Origin of the sequence: Pseudosulfitobacter sp. SM2401 (assembly GCF_042932805.1) — a bacterium.
Taxonomy (GTDB): Bacteria; Pseudomonadota; Alphaproteobacteria; order Rhodobacterales; family Rhodobacteraceae; genus Ascidiaceihabitans.
Window position 1 is genome coordinate 32,332 of sequence record NZ_CP170633.1, and the last position, 18,081, is coordinate 50,412.

At 57.2% G+C, this 18,081-nt stretch carries 19 protein-coding genes and 1 pseudogene; 18 read left to right on the top strand and 2 right to left on the bottom strand.

Annotated elements, in window-relative coordinates:
* Genes ACFIO0_RS00175 through ACFIO0_RS00190 form a run of 4 tightly spaced genes read left to right on the top strand, consistent with a single transcriptional unit; the run spans position 1 to position 3,308 of the window.
* A complete protein-coding gene (locus tag ACFIO0_RS00175; RefSeq protein ID WP_390912460.1) occupies positions 1–687 on the top strand; it encodes an ATP-binding cassette domain-containing protein in 687 nt (228 codons plus the stop codon).
* Entirely contained in the window at positions 687–1,622 is a 936-nt protein-coding gene (locus ACFIO0_RS00180; protein WP_390915381.1) for an ABC transporter permease subunit, read from the top strand. Before ACFIO0_RS00175 ends, ACFIO0_RS00180 begins: the two co-directional genes overlap by 1 nt.
* Positions 1,615–2,409, top strand: coding sequence for an ABC transporter permease subunit (locus tag ACFIO0_RS00185; RefSeq protein ID WP_390912462.1), 795 nt, complete (start codon positions 1,615–1,617; stop codon positions 2,407–2,409). The genes ACFIO0_RS00180 and ACFIO0_RS00185 overlap by 8 nt, the downstream gene beginning before the upstream one ends.
* Positions 2,406–3,308, top strand: a complete 903-nt coding sequence (locus ACFIO0_RS00190; protein ID WP_390912464.1) for an EamA family transporter — start codon at positions 2,406–2,408, stop codon at positions 3,306–3,308. Before ACFIO0_RS00185 ends, ACFIO0_RS00190 begins: the two co-directional genes overlap by 4 nt.
* Positions 3,309–3,761: 453 nt before the next feature.
* Here the strand turns inward: ACFIO0_RS00190 and ACFIO0_RS00195 are convergent, their stop codons facing one another.
* Both ACFIO0_RS00195 and ACFIO0_RS00200 read right to left on the bottom strand, forming a co-directional pair.
* Positions 3,762–4,454: a LysR substrate-binding domain-containing protein gene (locus ACFIO0_RS00195; RefSeq protein WP_390915382.1), complete on the bottom strand. Its 693-nt coding sequence runs from the start codon at positions 4,452–4,454 to the stop codon at positions 3,762–3,764.
* Between the two features lie 36 nt (positions 4,455–4,490).
* Positions 4,491–4,679, bottom strand: a pseudogene (locus ACFIO0_RS00200) (LysR family transcriptional regulator); the annotation flags it as partial.
* 199 nt (positions 4,680–4,878) lie between these two features.
* On the opposite strand from ACFIO0_RS00200, the gene ACFIO0_RS00205 reads away from it, so the two are divergent.
* From ACFIO0_RS00205 to ACFIO0_RS00270, 14 genes are all read left to right on the top strand, one after another.
* Positions 4,879–5,931, top strand: coding sequence for an extracellular solute-binding protein (locus ACFIO0_RS00205; RefSeq protein WP_390912466.1), 1,053 nt, complete (start codon positions 4,879–4,881; stop codon positions 5,929–5,931).
* Positions 5,932–5,987: 56 nt separating this feature from the next.
* Entirely contained in the window at positions 5,988–7,037 is a 1,050-nt protein-coding gene (locus ACFIO0_RS00210) for an ATP-binding cassette domain-containing protein (protein ID WP_390912468.1), read from the top strand.
* Positions 7,034–7,876 carry an ABC transporter permease subunit gene (locus ACFIO0_RS00215; protein WP_390912470.1) on the top strand — a complete coding sequence of 281 codons (843 nt, stop codon included), beginning with the start codon at positions 7,034–7,036 and terminating at the stop codon, positions 7,874–7,876. The genes ACFIO0_RS00210 and ACFIO0_RS00215 overlap by 4 nt, the downstream gene beginning before the upstream one ends.
* Positions 7,873–8,664: an ABC transporter permease subunit gene (locus ACFIO0_RS00220; protein ID WP_390912472.1), complete on the top strand. Its 792-nt coding sequence runs from the start codon at positions 7,873–7,875 to the stop codon at positions 8,662–8,664. Before ACFIO0_RS00215 ends, ACFIO0_RS00220 begins: the two co-directional genes overlap by 4 nt.
* Before the next feature lie 31 nt (positions 8,665–8,695).
* Positions 8,696–9,805, top strand: coding sequence for a DUF917 family protein (locus tag ACFIO0_RS00225; protein ID WP_390912474.1), 1,110 nt, complete (start codon positions 8,696–8,698; stop codon positions 9,803–9,805).
* A gap of 15 nt (positions 9,806–9,820) precedes the next feature.
* Positions 9,821–10,213 carry a hypothetical protein gene (locus ACFIO0_RS00230; protein WP_390912476.1) on the top strand — a complete coding sequence of 131 codons (393 nt, stop codon included), beginning with the start codon at positions 9,821–9,823 and terminating at the stop codon, positions 10,211–10,213.
* Entirely contained in the window at positions 10,179–10,415 is a 237-nt protein-coding gene (locus ACFIO0_RS00235; RefSeq protein ID WP_390912478.1) for a hypothetical protein, read from the top strand. The genes ACFIO0_RS00230 and ACFIO0_RS00235 overlap by 35 nt, the downstream gene beginning before the upstream one ends.
* 210 nt (positions 10,416–10,625) lie before the next feature.
* Positions 10,626–11,603: a substrate-binding domain-containing protein gene (locus tag ACFIO0_RS00240; RefSeq protein ID WP_390912480.1), complete on the top strand. Its 978-nt coding sequence runs from the start codon at positions 10,626–10,628 to the stop codon at positions 11,601–11,603.
* On the top strand, positions 11,600–12,619 hold the full coding sequence (locus ACFIO0_RS00245) for an extracellular solute-binding protein (RefSeq protein WP_390912482.1): 1,020 nt from the start codon (positions 11,600–11,602) through the stop codon (positions 12,617–12,619). Before ACFIO0_RS00240 ends, ACFIO0_RS00245 begins: the two co-directional genes overlap by 4 nt.
* Positions 12,620–12,694: 75 nt before the next feature.
* Positions 12,695–13,516: an ABC transporter permease subunit gene (locus ACFIO0_RS00250; RefSeq protein WP_390912484.1), complete on the top strand. Its 822-nt coding sequence runs from the start codon at positions 12,695–12,697 to the stop codon at positions 13,514–13,516.
* Between the two features lie 4 nt (positions 13,517–13,520).
* A complete protein-coding gene (locus ACFIO0_RS00255; protein ID WP_390912486.1) occupies positions 13,521–14,297 on the top strand; it encodes an ABC transporter permease subunit in 777 nt (258 codons plus the stop codon).
* A complete protein-coding gene (locus tag ACFIO0_RS00260) occupies positions 14,290–15,303 on the top strand; it encodes an ATP-binding cassette domain-containing protein (protein WP_390912488.1) in 1,014 nt (337 codons plus the stop codon). The genes ACFIO0_RS00255 and ACFIO0_RS00260 overlap by 8 nt, the downstream gene beginning before the upstream one ends.
* On the top strand, positions 15,300–16,208 hold the full coding sequence (locus ACFIO0_RS00265) for a nucleoside hydrolase (protein WP_390912490.1): 909 nt from the start codon (positions 15,300–15,302) through the stop codon (positions 16,206–16,208). Before ACFIO0_RS00260 ends, ACFIO0_RS00265 begins: the two co-directional genes overlap by 4 nt.
* Positions 16,198–17,976, top strand: a complete 1,779-nt coding sequence (locus tag ACFIO0_RS00270; protein WP_390912492.1) for an adenine deaminase C-terminal domain-containing protein — start codon at positions 16,198–16,200, stop codon at positions 17,974–17,976. Before ACFIO0_RS00265 ends, ACFIO0_RS00270 begins: the two co-directional genes overlap by 11 nt.
* The last annotated feature ends 105 nt before the right edge of the window (positions 17,977–18,081 follow it).

An 18,081-nucleotide genomic window follows, 5' to 3' on the forward strand; every position in this document is an offset into this window, starting at 1 on the left:
ATGCTGACGCTCGACGATGTGTCCTTCTGCCTTGCGCCAAATCGAAGCCTTGCGGTGGTGGGCGAAAGCGGTGCGGGGAAATCGACCTTGATCAATGCGATCCTTGGGCTGGTGCCTTGCGCGATGGGCACCGTCACATGGAATGCGGCACCCGTGCGCCACTGCCGCCCAGCGCTGGTCATGCAAGAGCCACGCAGCGCATTTAATCCGCGCATGTCGCTGCGCCGTTCGGTCATGGAGCCACTTGTTGCGCAGGGCGTTGCCGCGAACCCGGATCGTCTCGAAATGCTATGCAATGGCCTAGAGATACAGCCCGACCTGCTGGATCGGCGCCCCGCGCAGGTGTCTATCGGTCAGGCGCAGCGGGTCGGTATTCTGCGCGCCTTGATTGCAGCCCCGCCGCTCGTTCTCTTGGACGAACCGCTGTCAGCGCTAGACGCTGTCACGCAAAAACACACCGCGCGTTTGATGGCAGAGTTGCAGCGCAAAGAAGGGTTTGCAGCGCTGATCGTGACCCATGATCTAGGGTACGCCGCAGCCTTTGCAGATGACATTGCCGTGCTGCGCGCCGGTCGCATTGAGGAAATGACCGCGTCGCAAACCTTTGTCCAAGCCCCCCAGACCGACTATGGCCGGACCTTGCGTGACGCCGCCTTTGCCCTCGGGGCGTTGGAGCGCGCGGCGTGATGCGACTGATTGCGAGCCTTTTGTTGCGCGCCGCTGTCGTGCTGGCTGGTGCTGCGCTCGCGACTTTCGCCTTGCTGTGGCACGCGCCCGGCGATCCGGCGCTGGCGATTGCGATCGCCCGTTACGACGCCGTCGTCCCAACCGAGGTGATCGATCTGGTCCGCGCCCAAGCAGGTCTAGACGCGGGGTTCTGGCCCGCTTTTCAGGCATGGATCGGGCCGTTGTTGGTCGGGGATTTTGGACACTCCTCAGTGACGGGACGCGATGTCTGGCCAGAACTCGTGACGGCCATGTCCTACACAGTTCCGCTCGCACTTGCGGGCCTGCTGATTGGTGTTGTGATCTCGGTTCCGTTGGCTTTGCTTGCAACGCAGCACCCCGGGGGCTGGCTGGATCGTTGCGCTGTGGCTTTGGCGTCCATTGGCGCTGCCATTCCCGCCTATTGGCTGGGGCTGCTGCTGATCCTGCTGTTTGCTGTCCATCTGGGGTGGCTGCCCGCCATGGGCGCGCGAACTTCGGCGCATATTGTGCTGCCTGCACTGACGTTGGGATTGGGTGTTGCTGCCTCGCTTACGCGTATCCTTAGATCAGGTCTTTTGGAGGCCCGCGATCAGCCATTCTTGCCCGCCTTTCGACGACGTGGAGTGGGCGCGCGCGATATCGAACGCGATCACGTTGCCTTGCACGCCGCGATCCCCGTCGTGACAGTCTTTGGCCTAGAGTTAGCCTTCTTGCTAGAAGGTGCCGTCATGGTCGAGGTCATTTTTGCGCGCCCCGGCCTTGGCAGTTTTCTGGTGAACGCTATCGAGGCCCGCGACTTTCCCAAAGTTCAGGCCGTTGTCCTGCTTGCGGCGGTGCTGTTCGTGATCGTCAATCTGCTGATTGATCTGCTTTACCACGCCCTCGATCCCCGGATCGGAGAGCCGCATGCGTAGTGTCTGTGTTCTTGCGATTGTCTTGGTGTTGCTGGCGCTGCTTGGGCCGTGGCTTGCGCCTTTTGACCCCACGCAGATCAACATTCCGAACCGTCTAAGCCCGCCAAGCGCTGAGTGGTTGCTTGGTACGGATGCCTTGGGGCGGGATATACTGTCGCGGTTGCTGCACGGCGCGCGTTGGTCCCTTGGCCTTGCGTTTGTGATCTCTGTCATTGGTCTTTGCATCGGGACACTTGGGGGTCTGTTGGCCGCACAAGGCGGCAAGCTGGCTGATTGGGTTGTGATGCGCACAACCGATACGTTTCTGGCGTTCCCCGACCTTGTCGCCGCTGTGGTCATTGCGGGGGTGTTGGGTGCCGGAACCAGCAGTCTGATCTTTGCGCTGACCGTGACCGGATGGATGCGCTACGCCCGTGTCGCGCGCGGCATCGGGTTATCGCTGCAAACGCGCGGCTATGTTGTGCAGGCGCGGCTTGCCGGTCTATCGCCGCTGGCCATCGCCCGCTGGCATTATTTGCCGTCGCTTTTGCCGTCGCTGACTGTCGTGTGGACTGGCATGTTCGCCCGCGCCATTCTTGGAATTTCAGCGCTTGGTTTCCTTGGGTTCGGCGTGCAGCCCCCGATGCCTGAATGGGGCACGATGCTGCTTGATGCGCGCATCCACATGCGTTCGACGCCTCTGCAAATGATCTGGCCGGGCCTTGCCGTGGTCTTTTGCGTCCTTGCGATCAATCTGGCAGGTGATGCCTTGCGCGATGCGCTTGCTGAACAGGAAAACACACAATGAAGACAGGAGATCACCCCCCCCTCGGGATCACCTTACGTGTGCTGTCTGGTCTGTTGTTTGCGGGCATGGTGATCTGCGTCAAAGCCGTCAGCGAGGCTGTGCCGCTGGGCGAAATCGTCTTTTTCAGGTCCGCGTTTGCCATCATCCCGCTGGTTATTTTCCTTTGGCTGCGGCGCGAATTCCCGCAAGGGCTGGCCACCAAACGCCCATTCGATCATTTGCTGCGCGCAAGCTTCGGCGCACTGGCGCTGTTTGCATCATTCGCAGCCATCGCCCGACTGAATCTGGCCGAAGCGGTGCTGATCGCGCAGCTCTCTCCGGTCCTGATGGCTGTTGGCGCAGTCTGGTTGCTGGGCGAACGCCTTACGATCTGGCGGGCCTGCGGGTTGATGTTGGGCTTTGCGGGGGTCGTGGCGATGGTCTGGCCCGAGATCGGCACAGGTGGCGCATCAGATGCCCGACTGATCGGCCTGTTGCTGGCATTGATGTCGGCAATTCTGGGTGCATTGGCGTTGATTATGGTCCGTAGCCTGAACCGAACCGAAAGCCCCGGCGCGATCGCCCTATACTTTGTTATCGCCTCAATGTTCGGCGCGCTGCTCACATTGCCCATCGGATGGGTGATGCCAAGCGGCTGGACCCTTATCATGCTGGTTGGGGCGGGCGTGTTTGGTGGTTTTGCCCACATCGCGATGACCCTTGCCTTCCGCTACGCCGAGGCAACTCGGCTGGCCCCGTTCGAATACATCGCGCTCCTCTGGCCGTTGCTGGCGGATCTTCTGGTCTTCAAACTCCCGCTTTCAACAAGCTTTCTGCTCGCCGTCCCTCTTGTGTTGCTCGGGGCTGCAATTGCGACGTTAGAAAAAAGCCAGATTTTGCAAAGGAAAGCAGCGCCTTGAAGACTTGGTACTTTCGCCAATAGGCGCAGGTGGGCCAAAGCGGCCGCTGGCGCTGTGTCCATGCCACAGTCATCAGTGCTTGATTCAACGTTTTCTTGGACGAACAAAGCAATACGCAGCCTGCAAAACAGGTGTTCGGCGCATGGCCACAGCAAAGCAAACGACCAGCATGCCTTGCTTGCACCACTGATGAACACAACCTCAACGAGGCCAGCGCAAAAGCCAGCAACAATGAACATGTTGCTTCTTGATGTTGGCAGCCGACCTAAGGTTCTTAGATCAAAGCCAGCCAGTCAGATGATACCCAGCGCCGTAGCTGGTGGAGTAGATAGTCACGCATTTTCCCGAGTTTCCCCGAAGCCGATCAAAGCCCAATCTTGATACAAGACACCCCTTGGCAAGCACATCCAAGACTCTTGATGTGTGCATAAGGCTGCCTGTATGTTGATCCGCCTAGCCATCAACACACGGGCGAAATTCGTCCCACAATTGTTGGGCAACATCGCTGTGGGCGGCCGATTTCATTCGAACCGCATTGAACCCCGAAACAACACTGTATATTTCGGGTGCAATTTCAACCAGATTGCCTGCTTTAACCCATTGATTTGCATAGTGTTTGGGGATCAACCCAACATGGGTTCCAGCGAGTGTTAGATACGCGGTTGATTCAACATTCCCTTGCGAAATGTCAGCACTTTCATCCAGCAAATGCATGTCCAAACTATCCCCCATCGGATTCATAAAGAAGCTATGTGCGGAGATTTCAGATGTTTTGAGCAACTCCGCCAGCTTATCCGGATCCGTCACATCGCTGCACGGGTGATTTGGGGCGCAGTACAGCCCGCTGAGTTCATCGTAAATATGGAGTGTATCGATATCTTCCGGCAGTATTTCGTTGGTTGCAATCCCGACAATCGCAATATCCAGGCGTCCGGCCCGCAGTTCCGTCAAACAGTCGAGGTAATCATAAACTCCGATCCGCACAGCCATGTCATTGGACTTTGATTTGACGCTGTTGATCGCGGCAGGCAAAGGGTTTTGCGCATCGGTCACAAGGCAGTCAACAACGCCGATGCGGATGCGCTGCACCGACTTTTCACCTATTGCATTCAACTGGTTGGCGTAGGCATCCAGATGGTCCAGCATCTGGTTCGTCTGATCCAGCACTTCTTGGCCAAGCGGGGTCAGGGAAAACCCCTGTGCACCGCGATTACACAGTCGCACATTCAGGCGTTGTTCCAGATTGGCGATGTGCGAACTGATGGCGGGTTGACTGATTCCCAGAACGGCTTGCGCTTTGACGAATCCACCGGATTCAGCAACCGATTTGAAGACCCGCAAGAGCCGAAGATCAATGTCCGAAAGTCTCATGGGTGGTCCCGAGCCTTTGTTGTAACGTCTTTAGAACTGGGTGTATTTTCATTTTACCGAAGCTGAAATCTGCTGGATTGACAAGAGGGGTTGCCATTTTCAGCGCCCCTGCCTAGCATTATATCAGATCAAGCACGCATTTTTTCGACTTCCCCGATCCGGTTTTTTAACAACCGAAACCATAATCGTGGGGAAACGAATGTCACACTCAATCAAACGTATCGCGCTGGCGGCGGGCCTTGCCTTTGGCGCGCATAGCGTCGCGTATGCCGAAGAAATCACCGTCAGCGCGTGGGGCGGTTTCTTTGAGGAAACCCTCAAAGAGGTCATCTATCCGGGCTTTACGGCAGAAACAGGGATCACCGTGCGCTCGATCGCGCAACCCGCTGATCAGGCGTGGTTGACACAACTGACCAATGCCGCACGCGCCAAAACAGCGCCCGCTGATCTATCGCTCGTCGCGGACGAGGTTCTGATCCGTGGTCAGGCGATCGGGCTGTGGGCGACGCTGGATGGTGCCAATATTCCGAACACACAAACGCTGATCGACGGGTTCACCAAAACCAGCGACGACGGCAAACTATACGCCGTTGGTGCGTTGTCTTGGTACACGACCCTCGTCACCAACACCGACGCCTCGCCAGGTGCGCCGACCACTTGGGCTGACTTATGGAGCCGCGACTGGGACGGTAAACTCGGTCTGACATCCAACGCGAATTCCGGCCTGATGGAGGCTACCGCGCTGACCTTCTTTGGTGGCTATGACATCATGGAAACCCGCGAGGGATTGGAACAGGTGATCGCCAAAATCGCCGAGTTGAAACCACAAGTTCAACTTTGGTATCGCGACGAAGGGCAATTCCAACAAAGCCTGGAAGCAGGCGAATTGGCTGGCGGATTGTACTACCACGACGTCACGATGCTGTCGGCCGCAGATGGCTTGCCCGTGGTCTCTACCTTCCCAAAAGAGGGCGGCATCCTTGGTGATGCATACTGGATCGTGCCACGCGATTCCAAAAACGTCGCCGCAGCCGAGCAGTTCATCAACTACATGAGCCGCCCCCAAGTGCAGGCGGAAATGGCGCGTAATCTGGGCATTGCACCGGTGGCGAAACGCGAAACGATGGACCTAACGGATGAAGAATTCGCAGCTGTTGGCACCACGGGCACACCGATCCGCACGCAGACACACATCCATTTGCGCGAAAGCGATTGGCTGTCTGATGCCTACCTCGAAATGATCTCCAAATAACCTGATGGCGCCGGTCCGCTGATGGGCCGGCGACACTTTGCGAAAGGACATGCGTCATGGCTCACTTGTCGCTCACCAACATTGAAAAGACCTTTGGCACATTCCAAGCTCTTAAGGACGTGAACCTCGAGATAAAGTCGGGTGAGTTTATCTGTCTGTTGGGCGGGTCGGGATGCGGCAAAACCACGTTGCTGCGGATCGTTGCCGGGCTCGAAACGCAAACCTCGGGCGAGATGTTGCTGGACGGGTCCGACCTGTCAAAGGTGAATTGCCATGAACGCAACGTCGGCATGGTTTTCCAAAGCCTTGCCTTGTTTCCGCATCTGAATGTTGGCCAGAACATCGCATATGGGTTAGAGGTGCGTGGTGTTCCCAAGGCCGAACGCACTGCCAAGGCGATGGAATTGCTCGATGTTGTCGGGTTGTCTGGTCTGTATGAGCGCCCGACATCCGCCCTGTCTGGGGGCCAGCGTCAGCGCGTCGCAATCGCGCGGGCCTTGGCAATCAAACCTGAATTGTTCCTGATGGATGAACCGTTTAGCGCGTTGGATGCGGGCCTTCGCGAGCACCTCCAGATCGAGGTGAAAAAACTGCAACGCAAATTGGGCGTCACGACTATTTTTGTGACCCATGATCAAAACGAGGCGATGTCGATCGCGGACCGCATCGTTATTTTGAACGAAGGTCGGGTAGAACAGGCGGGCACACCAACCGAAGTTTATGCGCAACCGCAAACGCGGTTTGTCGCGGATTTCATGGGCACCAACAACATCTTTACGGCGACGTTTTCGCAAGCCGGTGAGGTATCGCTGGATAACACTCCAATTGGCGCTGCAACCGGTGATCTGGCGGAATTGAACGGCAATCATTTGATCGCAGTCAGGCCCGAATATCTTGAACTGGAAACTGTCACACCGGCCACCAAAGGCCTTGTCGGGACGGTTGATTTTGTTCGCCTGCTTGGCGCGTCAATCGAGACCGAACTCAGCGTTGGCGCGCGAAAATTTGTGCACACGATGGTGTCAGACAGGGCACCCAAATTCGCTGTCGGCGACCAGGCGGAAATCCACTTTGATCTAAATCATGCGTGGGTGATCCCGTCATGAAACATCTCAAACCCGCACATTTCATCGGGCTGTTCCCACTCAGCATGATGGGTCTGTTTTTCCTCGGCCCTTTGGCATTTATGATCGTGGTCAGCTTTTATGAACGCGACCCGCTTGGCTTTTACAATGTGGCTTTTGTCTGGGACAATTACGCCAAATTCTTCTCGTCATTCTACTACACCATCTCGATGCGGTCGGTCTGGTCGTCCGCCTTGGGCGCGGTGTTGGTCGTCTTATTAGCGTTCCCTGCGATGTACATCATCGTCGACATGCAGCGCCGTTGGCAGCTGTTTTGGGTGATCCTGCTTTTGTCGCTGATGTGCCTTAGCGAAGTCATCCTTGGTTTTGCATGGTTGATCCTTTTGTCCGAAAGTTCTGGCATTCCCAAATTCCTCGGCTGGGTCGGCCTGTGGGAAGACCCGCGTTCGCTGTCGCCCAGCTTTGGTGCGATGCTGATCGGGTTCATCACGCTTGGCTTTTCGCTGGTGGCCCTGATGTTTTACCCGCAAATGGCGCAGCGGGATCGCAGCATCGAAGAGGCCGCTAGAACCTTGGGCACCTCACCAGCGCGCGTGTTCACCAAGGTTGTCCTCCCGAATTACCGCGCAGGGATCATTGGCGCGGTTGTCACGATGTTCGTCTATTTCCTTGGTGTATTTGTGATGCCCACGATGCTGGGGCGCCCCCAAGATTGGAACATGACCGTCATCATCACCGACAAGGCGGTCGGTGACGCGAACATGCCACTGGGGGCAGCATTGTCGGTCATCATGCTGCTGTTCACACTCTTGATTATTGGCGCGCTGATGTTTGCCTCACGACAGGAGCGCACGTCATGAATGGACTGCTAAAACGACTGTTCATCTGGGCCATCGCTGCGGGACTTATTCTGCCGTTTTTGATCGTGGCTGGCGTGTCGGTGAACGCAAACAGCAACATTTCGTTCCCACCATCAGAGCTTTCGCTGCGCTGGTACACCGTGCTGTTCACGGAACGTGACTGGTTGATCCCGATCCGCAATTCGCTGCTGATCGCGGTCATCGCGGCCACAATTTCCGTCAGCATCGCATTGGCCGCAAATTATGTTCTGTGGCGTTTGAAATCCGGTTTTGGCACGTTTGTGTTCGTCTTGGGTGTCGGGCCATTCATGCTGCCCCCGATCATTATCGCGATGGGGGCCAGCGTGTTCTGGGCCGAAATCGGCATGTATGGCCGCGTTGAGGCGACGATCATCTCGCACGGCGTTTTCTTTGTGACGCTGCCTTTGGTTATCATCTCGCGCGGGTTTGCGGCCCTGTCCGATGATGTGGTCGAGGCGTCGCGCACCATGGGGGCCACGCCATTGCAAACCTTTACCAAAGTGATTTTCCCGCTGGTCCTGCCCTACGCCATCACGGGCTACGCATTGGTCGCGATCATCAGCGTCAATGAATATCTGATCTCGTATATGGTGTCGGGCTTTGCCGTCGAAACCCTGCCGATCCGCATCTTTAACAACGTGCGCTATGGTTACACGCCCGTGGTTGCATCGGCCGCGATGGCCTTTGCGCTGTTCACCATCGGGGTGCTGCTGGTGCTGTCGATGTTCACCGACCTTCTCAAACTTCTCGGGGCATCACGCGACTGATCGCAGCGTTGCGCCCGTATTTGGAGACACTATGAAAAAGCTATCAAGACAAGACCTAGAGGACATCCTGCACGGTGCGGCCATTCTGGGAACCGGTGGTGGGGGCGAGCTGACCGAAGGCCTCGCAATGATCGACGATGCGCTGGACAAAGGTAAAGAATTCAACTTGGTCACCCTGGATGAAGCGCCCCAAGACGCGCTGGTCTGTACGCCTTACATGTTGGGTGCAATTTCGGCACTGCCCGCGGATCAAGAGCAGTTTTACGACCGATTGCCCCGCAGCGGCGAGCCGTCGATCCTGACAGCGTATCGCCGTTTTGAGGATTACCTTGGCCGCAAATTCTACGGAACAATCCCTTGCGAATTGGGTGGGTCAAACACCGCCACTGCCTTTTATGCCGCTGCAATGTCGGGGGCCTATCTGATTGACGCAGATCCCGCCGGACGTGCGGTGCCGGAAATCACCCATTCGACCTATTACATCGAGGGGCTTCCTGCCGCGCCCATCGTGATGGCCAATGCATTTGGTGAAACTATTATCTGCGAAAACGTCATGGACGATGCCCGCGCCGAACACGTTGTGCGCGCCCTGTCCATGGTCAGCCGAAACGATATTGCAGCGATTGATCACGCGCTTGAAATCCACGAAATTCGGGATGCCGTTATCCCCGGCACAATCAGCATGGCGCTGGAAATGGGCAAATCAGCACGCCAAGCGCGGGAACAAAATCAAGACGTTGCCGCAGTCATCGCGGATACCGGGGCAGGGTTCGTCGCCTTTCGCGGCAAGGTTGGCGCAAGCGATTGGAAGACCGAAGACGGCTTTACCATTGGCAACGTTTCAATCGCGGGTGCTGGCGTGTTCAAGGGCGATGAATACCGCATTTGGCTTAAGAATGAAAACATGATTGGCTGGCTGAACGAGGCCGTTCACGCAACGATCCCAGACATGATTTGTATGATCGACATTGGCACGGGCGCGCCGGTGACAAACCCGAATTACTATCAGGGACAAGACGTCGCGGTGGTCATTTTACCAGCGCCCACACCGTTCACAACCGCCAAAGGGTTGGCAGCATTTGGCCCTGCCTACGCGGGCTTGGATCAACACTACAGCCCCTCACTTCCTACACCTGAATGAGCAAGGATCAACACTTTGAGCGACACAAAAGAATATAAGGTTGGTGAATTATCAGATACGGTGCCCGCGCCAACGCAATACGAAACCCGCCCCTTCAAAAAGGGCCGCCCGCCAGAGCCGCTCCAGTTTGAGATCAACCTGACAGCCGAGGCCCACGACCGCCAAAAGAAGTCCGGCATGGTGCAGGTGAACACCCCCGGATTTTCGCCGGTAAAGCTGTATTGCGATGAACAAACCCCCGTTGGCGATGACACAGCACCGCCGCCCTTGGCCTATCTCTGCGCCGGAATTGCGTTTTGCCTGATGACCCATCTGACTGACATTTACACCGCCCGAAAGATCAAAATTAAGTTCGATGAACATCGAACAGAAAATGCGTTTTCAGACCGACCTCAGCAATATGCGTGATTTGGGTCATACGACTGAGGGCGAAACGTTGGGCATCGAAACGCATGTGCTGATCGACAGCGACGAGCCCCAAGAACGCATTATGGATTTGATGGACGAAGCGGAAAACGCCTGCATGGCGCACCATGCTTTGCGCGACCCGATCCCTTGGCAGTCTCGTCTGATTTCCAACGGACAAGAGGTCGCGAAACGTAGCGGGTGATTTCCGGGCAGGGGCATTTGCGCGCCTGTGGTGGACTTTTTGTGGCGGCGCGGCAGTTCCGATACTGGCTCGCAACGGACCTTTGGGGGGAGCACGATCTAACTTTGGCTTGATTTTTCTTGATCAAAGCGCTTCTCGCTTAATCGTTTAACCAAACTCGTTGACTCGACTGTCGCTGATTGGTTAAACGTTTTACCAGCGGAGGCTGTCATGACCAACATCAAACAAATTGCGACGGACATGGGCGTATCGGTCGCCACGGTTTCGAACGCCTTGACGGGTAAGGGTCGCGTGTCTTCCGAAATGGTGGAACGGATCAAAAAACGGGCGACTGATCTTGGGTATCGCCCCAGTCTTGCCGGCCGTGCGTTGCGCAGTGGCCAGTCGGGCATCCTTGGTTTGGTGATGCCCGATTTGACCAATCCGCTCTTTCCACGCATCGCGCAAAACCTGTCTTTGGTGGCGGATGGGCGGCAGTTGGGCATCTTGATCGCGGATTCACGCGGTAATCCGGACGAGCAGACCCAAGCAATCGATCGTCTGCTTGATCGGGGCGTGGACGGTCTGTTGATCGTGCCCCAAAAGGGGACTGCACCGGGATTGCAGCGGGTTCCGACGGTGATCATCAACACTGCCTCGGACCCTGACAACACGGTCAGCGCGGATCATGCGGGCGGCGGTCGATTGATCGCGCAACATGTTGCATCTCTGGGTCACAACCATGTCGTCATCCTTGGGGACGACCCTGTGTCAGAGGTGCAGCGGGATCGGGTCAACGGGATGCGCCACGGATGCCGCACCGCTGCTAACGTCCAAGAGTTTTGGGGCGAGGACGGCATGGACCGGCTCATTCCCGCGATAAAAAACGGTGCAACTGCGATCATGACCACGTCAGATTTGTTAGCGCTGCGTGTCCATTCTCATTTAACGCGCCACGGAATTGTGGTGCCGCGGGACGTGAGCCTTACGGGGTTCGATGATCTGCCGTTTGCGACGGCGATGCATCCGATGCTGACCACAATCGCGCAGGACGTCGAGAAAATAGCGGACGTCGCAATTGACCGGCTGATGCGCGCCATTCAGGGCGATCAGCCGCCAGCTGAAACCACAACGATTCCGATGCGTCTTGTGATCCGTAATTCCACTTCACCTGAAAACAAAATGACCAACCTGGAGACAAATCAATGAAACACACTCTCTCATTATCGGCGCTGTGCTGCGCGCTTGCGACCAGCGCGTTTGCCCAAGACAAAACCTTGACCATCTCGACCTATTCCTTTGCCCAAGACGCGTACAAAGCAGCATTGTATGACCCGTTCGAGGCGATCTGCGACTGCAATCTGGTGATCGAAACCGGCAACAGTGTTGAACGCATGTCCAAAATCGAAGCCAACGCCGCTGACCCGGTCATCGACATGGCCGTGATCTCTTCGCATGATGCGTTGGCTTTGGCGCGCAAAGATTTGTTGGCACCGCTTGACCTTGCGCAACTGTCCAACCACAGCAAACTTTACGCCGCAGCCCAGGACCCGATTGGCGGCAACATGGCCGTCGGATACACGTTCTACGCCAGCTCGATTGTCTACCGCACCGATCTGGTCAAGATCGACAGCTGGGCGGATTTGCTGGATGAAAAACTGGCTGGAAACGTTGCACTTCCCAACATCACAGGCACGCAAGGCCCGTTGACGTTGATGATGCTGAACAAAGCGGCTGGCAACGACGGCACGGATTACACAGGCGTGATTTCCGACATTGGCACGCACGCGGATGACATCGTGACGTTCTATTCGCGCTCGTCTGAATTGGCGCAATTGATGAACCAAGAAGAGGTCATCGCAGCCCCCGTTGGCCGTTTCGCCTGGAGCCGTTTCAAAAGCTCGCCGCTGCCGTTTGCGTGGGCTGAACCTGCCGAAGGTCAAGCCGGCGGCATGAACGTGATGATCATGACCAAAGGCAACGGCAACGAAGAGCTGGCGCACATGTTCATGAACTACTGGTTGTCCACTGAGGTACAGACACGCATCGCCGAGGCGTTGATCGATAGCCCCGCAAACACCGAAGTTGTCGTCAGCGACGAGGTTGCCGACAATCTGACCTACGGCGCAGAGCTGATCAATTCGCTGAGCATCCTGTCGCCGGCGGACATCATCGACAACCGCGAAGCGTGGGTCGAGCAGTGGAACACTGAAGTCATCCGCTAGTAACGCCTGCACTTCACGTCCGGGGCGGTCACCGGATCGCCCCTCACTTTCTCAGCTCAGGAACGGAACCCGCAGATGTTCTCAAATACCCGGACGGGTCTTGCCCTTGCACTGCCCGCCGCAATTTTCGCACTGCTTCTTTTTATCCTACCCGTTGGCATCCTGTTGTCAGAAGCGTTCCAGTCGGACGCCGGGTGGACCATAAAAGGCTACACAGATTTCTTCGCAAAGCCGCTTAATCAAACGGTGTTTTTGCGCACTCTAAAACTGGGTGTGCTGGTTGCAGGCATAGCTGCCGTCATCGGATACGCCGCCGCATTCAGCATCACCAACCTGTCCCCCAAAGCACGCGGACGGGTTTTCGGGCTTGTCATTTTGCCGCTGATGATCTCGCCTGTGGCGCGGACCTATGCGTGGATCGTCATTCTGGGCCGGACCGGCATCGTGAATGACACAATTGTTGGGCTGGGTCTGTCCGACACGCCGATCCGGTTGCTGTTTACCGAAACCGCCGTCTTCCTTGGTCTGCTGCAACTGTTCATGCCGTTGATGATTATCTCGCTTCTGTCTGCGATGGAAAATATCCCGCGTGACGTGATCCCTGCGGCGCGCGTGTTGGGTGCGAACTGGTTTCAAGTGTTCTTCAAAGTGATCCTGCCGCTGACCAAAGAGGGTTTGGTGATCGGCGGCACGCTTGTGTTTACCGGCGCACTTACGGCCTACATCACACCCGCAATTCTGGGCGGCTCAAAGGTGCTGATGCTGGAAACGTTGCTCTATCAGCGCGTCAACGTGGCCAATGATTTTGTCTCGGCCAGTGTCATTGCCATGATCCTAATCGTGATGTCTTTTACAGCGAACCTGCTGCTAAAACGTATCGCCACGGCGCGGGTGTAGCCACATGAAAAACCTCACCTCATGGGCCATCATCGGCGTCACGCTGACGTTCCTGATCGGGCCGTTCATCATCATCATTTTCGCGGGCGCATCTGCCGGCGAGGCCTTGGCGTTTCCGCCCGATGGCCTGTCGCTGAAATGGTATCTCAAGGTCTTCACCATCGAGAGTTTCCGCCAAAGTTTCGTGCTGTCGATGGGGCTTGCGATCTTTGGCACGTTGTTCGCTTTGCTATTGGGCATCCCGGCCGCCTACGCACTGAACCGCTATGATTTACCGGGGGCTGAAATCATCCGCACGATTGTGGCGTCGCCCATCATCGTGCCGGGTATTATCGTGGGCTTGGCCTTGTTGCGCTACCTGGTCATTCCGCTTGATTTCACGGTGACCTTGGCGCTGTTTCTGGCGCACACCGCACTTGTGTTGCCCTATGCTGTGCGCGTCGTGTCATCGAGCCTCAACAACCTGCGATCCGACATGGAAGAAGCCGCCGTTTTGCTGGGCTGCACGCGCCTTCAGGCCTTTACCAAAGTCGTGCTGCCCAACATTCGCGGCGGTGTTTTAGCGGCGTTCATCTTGGGCTTTGTGACCAGTTTCAATCAGGTGCCCGTGTCGCTGTTCCTGTCCGGGCCGGGGGTGAAAACCTTGCCCATCGACATGCTCGCGTACATGGAAATCACCTATGATCCATCGGTGGCCGCGCTGTCTGCCTTGCTGGCCTTTATGTCACTCGCCATCGTCTTTGTCGCCGAACGTCTACTGGGGTTTTCTCGCTATGTCTGAACAATATGTAAGCCTATCCGACCTAACATTGTCGTACGGCAAAACGGTTGCGGTTCCGAACCTGAACCTTGATGTGGTTGAGGGCGAACTGATCGCGCTGTTGGGTCCGTCGGGCTGCGGTAAAACCACAACCATGCGTGCCATCGCAGGCTTGCTCGCGCCGACCGCAGGCACCATCGCGATTGATGGGCGTGACGTCACGCGGGTTGCGGCGAACAAGCGCGGCATCGGCTTGGTGTTTCAATCTTATGCGCTGTTTCCGCACCTGAGCGCGTTTGAAAACGTCGCCTTTGGGTTGCGCCTGCAAAAGCTGTCAGAGACCGAAATTCGCGCCCGCACCCAAGCCGGCATCGCCACGGTCGGGCTGAGTGGGTTCGAGAAACGCAAACCTGCGGAAATGTCCGGTGGTCAGCAACAACGGCTCGCGCTTGCACGGTCCTTGGTGATGGAACCAAAGGTGCTGTTGTTGGACGAACCCCTGTCAAATCTTGATGCGCGTTTGCGGTTGGAAATGCGCACCGAACTGCAACGCGTCCAAAAGAAAACCGGTGTTACGATGGTGTTTGTGACCCACGACCAATCAGAAGCCTTGGCCCTTGCGGATCGCATCGTGTTGATGAAAGACGGCAAGATCGAACAGCTTGGCACGCCGCATGAACTCTATGCTGAACCGGCCACGGCCTTTGCCGCAGAATTCATGGGCTTTGAAAACATCTTTCGTGTGGAGGACGGCAACCTCGTCTCTGACGCGGGGACATTGCCACTAGGGTTCGATGCAAAATCCCCAATGCTCGCGTGGCGTCCAAGTGGTGTGCAAGTTGGCCAAGGCCCGTTCAGTGGTCACGTTTCAGCCAGCAGTTTTGCCGGCGGACACCGCGAATACGTCATCGACACCCCGTTGGGCCAGATCAAAGCGGACGCACCGATTGAAACCGCAGAAGTAGCGCTGGGCGAAAGCATCACCTTCGACCTTCCTGAAATCACCGCACGCCCGCTGTCTGCATGAACACGTTTTGGGTCGATACCGATTTTGGCTTTGACGATTTGTGGGCGCTGCTTGTGTTGCGCCATTTGGGCGTGCATGTCGCGGGCATTTCGCTTGTTGCGGGGAATGCGCCGCTGGAACGGGTGGTGTCCAACGCCCTTGGCGCGCGCGCCGCGTATGGTTTTGACGCGCCGATTTATGCGGGCGCTGATCGCCCACTGGTGCGTGTCCCCGAAACAGCCGAGCGTATTTTGGGGCCGCACGGGATGCAGAGCCGTGGGCAGCATTTACCGGATGGCGGTGCATTGCCCGACACCGTTGATGCAGAAAACGCGCTTCAAAACTGGCTCAGATCTGCGCAACAAGGCGAGCAGCGCGACATCCTCGCCATTGGACCGCTCACCAACATCGCGCGTCTGGTTCAAGAGGCACCGGATTTGGCGCAAAACATCACCCAGCTGATCTGGATGGGCGGCAGTGACGGCGCGGGCAATCACTCTGCGCAGGCGGAATTCAACGCGCTAGCTGACCCCGAAGCGGCCGCGATCGTCGCGAACGCAGGCCTGCCGCTGGATGTGGTCGATCTGATGCTCTGCCGCACGATAACCTTTGGCCCGGATGATCAACCGAAATGCGATGACCTGACCCGTGATTTGCTTGGTGGATATCTGGATATCGCATTGACCAGAGGGCGTGACGAAATGGCGATTTATGATCCTGCAGCCGCGCTTGTGGCGTGCCAGCCAGAGGCGTTCGCCTACCGATCGTGCGGGATGACCGTTTCAACGACACCTGATGCGACCTATGGCAAAACGACGTTCAGGCAAAATAGCAATGGATCAACGCGCCTCGTTGTGGGAACGACAGTTGATGCTGCAAAAATCTGTCTAAACGCACTCACGGGGGATCATGCCGATGTCGACTGACGCAAACCTGAATGACCCCATCCTGCGCGCAAATGCGGTCAAAGCAGCGCGCGGTCTGCGCCCTTTTGATAGGCTGGTGCGCAATGCCGTGATGCTCGACATGGTCACCGGGCGCGAGCGGCCCGTCGATATCGGCCTTGTCGGTCCCCTGATCGCCAGCGTTCATACGCCTGACCCAACGCGAAATGCGCACGCCGAACTGGATGCGACGGGCACCTACGTTGTGCCGGGTTTCATCGACACGCACATGCACGTCGAAAGTTCGATGGTTACGCCTGCGGAATATGCCCGCGCCGTGGTGCCACGCGGCGTGACAACCGCGCTATGGGACCCGCACGAACTGGCAAATGTCGCGGGCATGACCGGCGTAGATTACGCGTGTGATGCGGCCAAAGGGTTGCCTTTGCGCCTGTTGCCCCTTGCGCCCACGTGCGTGCCATCCGCCCCGAATTTCGAAGAAAGTGGCGGTGATTTCGGACCATCAGAGATCGCCACACTGCTGGCCCGCCCTGACATCCACGGGGCCGCAGAATTGATGACGATGCACCAGTTGCTGGACGGCGATCCGCGTGTGCAAGGGATCGTTGCGGCGGGTTTGTCCAGCGGCAAACGGGTGTGCGGCCACGGGCGCAGTTTAGAAGGCGGCGATTTGGCCGCCTATGCCGCGGCAGGCGTCGAGACGGATCACGAGCTGACCTCGGCCGCAGACCTGATCGCCAGATTAGAGGCGGGCATGACCATCGAATTGCGCGGCTCACACGCGCATCTGATACCGGAATTCGCCAAGGCGCTTATCGATTTGGGGCACATGCCGCAGACGGTCACGCTTTGCACCGATGACGTCTTTCCCGACGATCTGCACGCCAACGGCGGGCTGAACCATGTGATCGCGATGTTGATTGCAAACGACATGTCGCCCGCGTGGGCCTACCGCGCGGCAACGCTGAATGCCGCCAGCCGGATTGGCCGCCCTGATCTTGGCCTCGTCGCGCCGGGCAAAATGGCGGATTTTGTGCTGTTGTCGGATCTGCATTCAGTCACCGCGTCACATGTGTTTGTGGGTGGTCAATTGGCAGCGACTGCGGGCGGCCTAACCGGGCCTGTCGCCGATACGCCCGTGCTGCCCGCGATTAAAAACACGGTTCGGACAAAAGAATTCGAGGCCACGGATTTCCAAGTGAAAGCCAAGGGGCCGGTCGCGCGTATTGCCACGCTCTCCAAGCCACGGTTCCCCGAATGGGGCGCCCGTGATGTTGCAGTGAACGACGGCACCCTCGTGTTGCCAGATGACATGATCCGCATGGCGGTTTGCAATCGATACGGCCACGGCGCGCCCACGCGGATTGCATTCCTGGAAAACTGGGGCACTTGGACAGGTGCGTTCGCCACAACCGTATCGCACGACAGCCACAACCTGACCGTCTTCGGACGTGACCCCGCAGACATGACGCTGGCGGCAAACACGTTGCGCGATATGCAAGGCGGGCTGGCTGTTGTCGCGGGTGGCAATGTGGTCGCGAAACTGATGCTTCCGGTCGCGGGCTTGATCAGTGAAAAGTCGCTTGCCGACGTGGCAGAGGAATTCGCCAACCTGCGCGCCAGACTTGACGAACATGTTGATTGGCAACCGCCATTCCTTGTCTTCAAGGCGCTGTTTGGCGCGTCCTTGGTGTGCAATGCAGGCCCACGCCTGAGTGATGTTGGCCTTGTGGACGTGTTTGCGGGCAAAATTTTTGAAAGCTGCGTACTTTTGGATGGAATTGGCTAAAGGTCGTCTGAAAAGATCAAGATCAACGGGCTTTTCCCGATAATTTCCAAGTTGTGTTTGATGAGAAAAGTTTGACGCTCCGGTCACTCAGCCGCGCCTTGCACC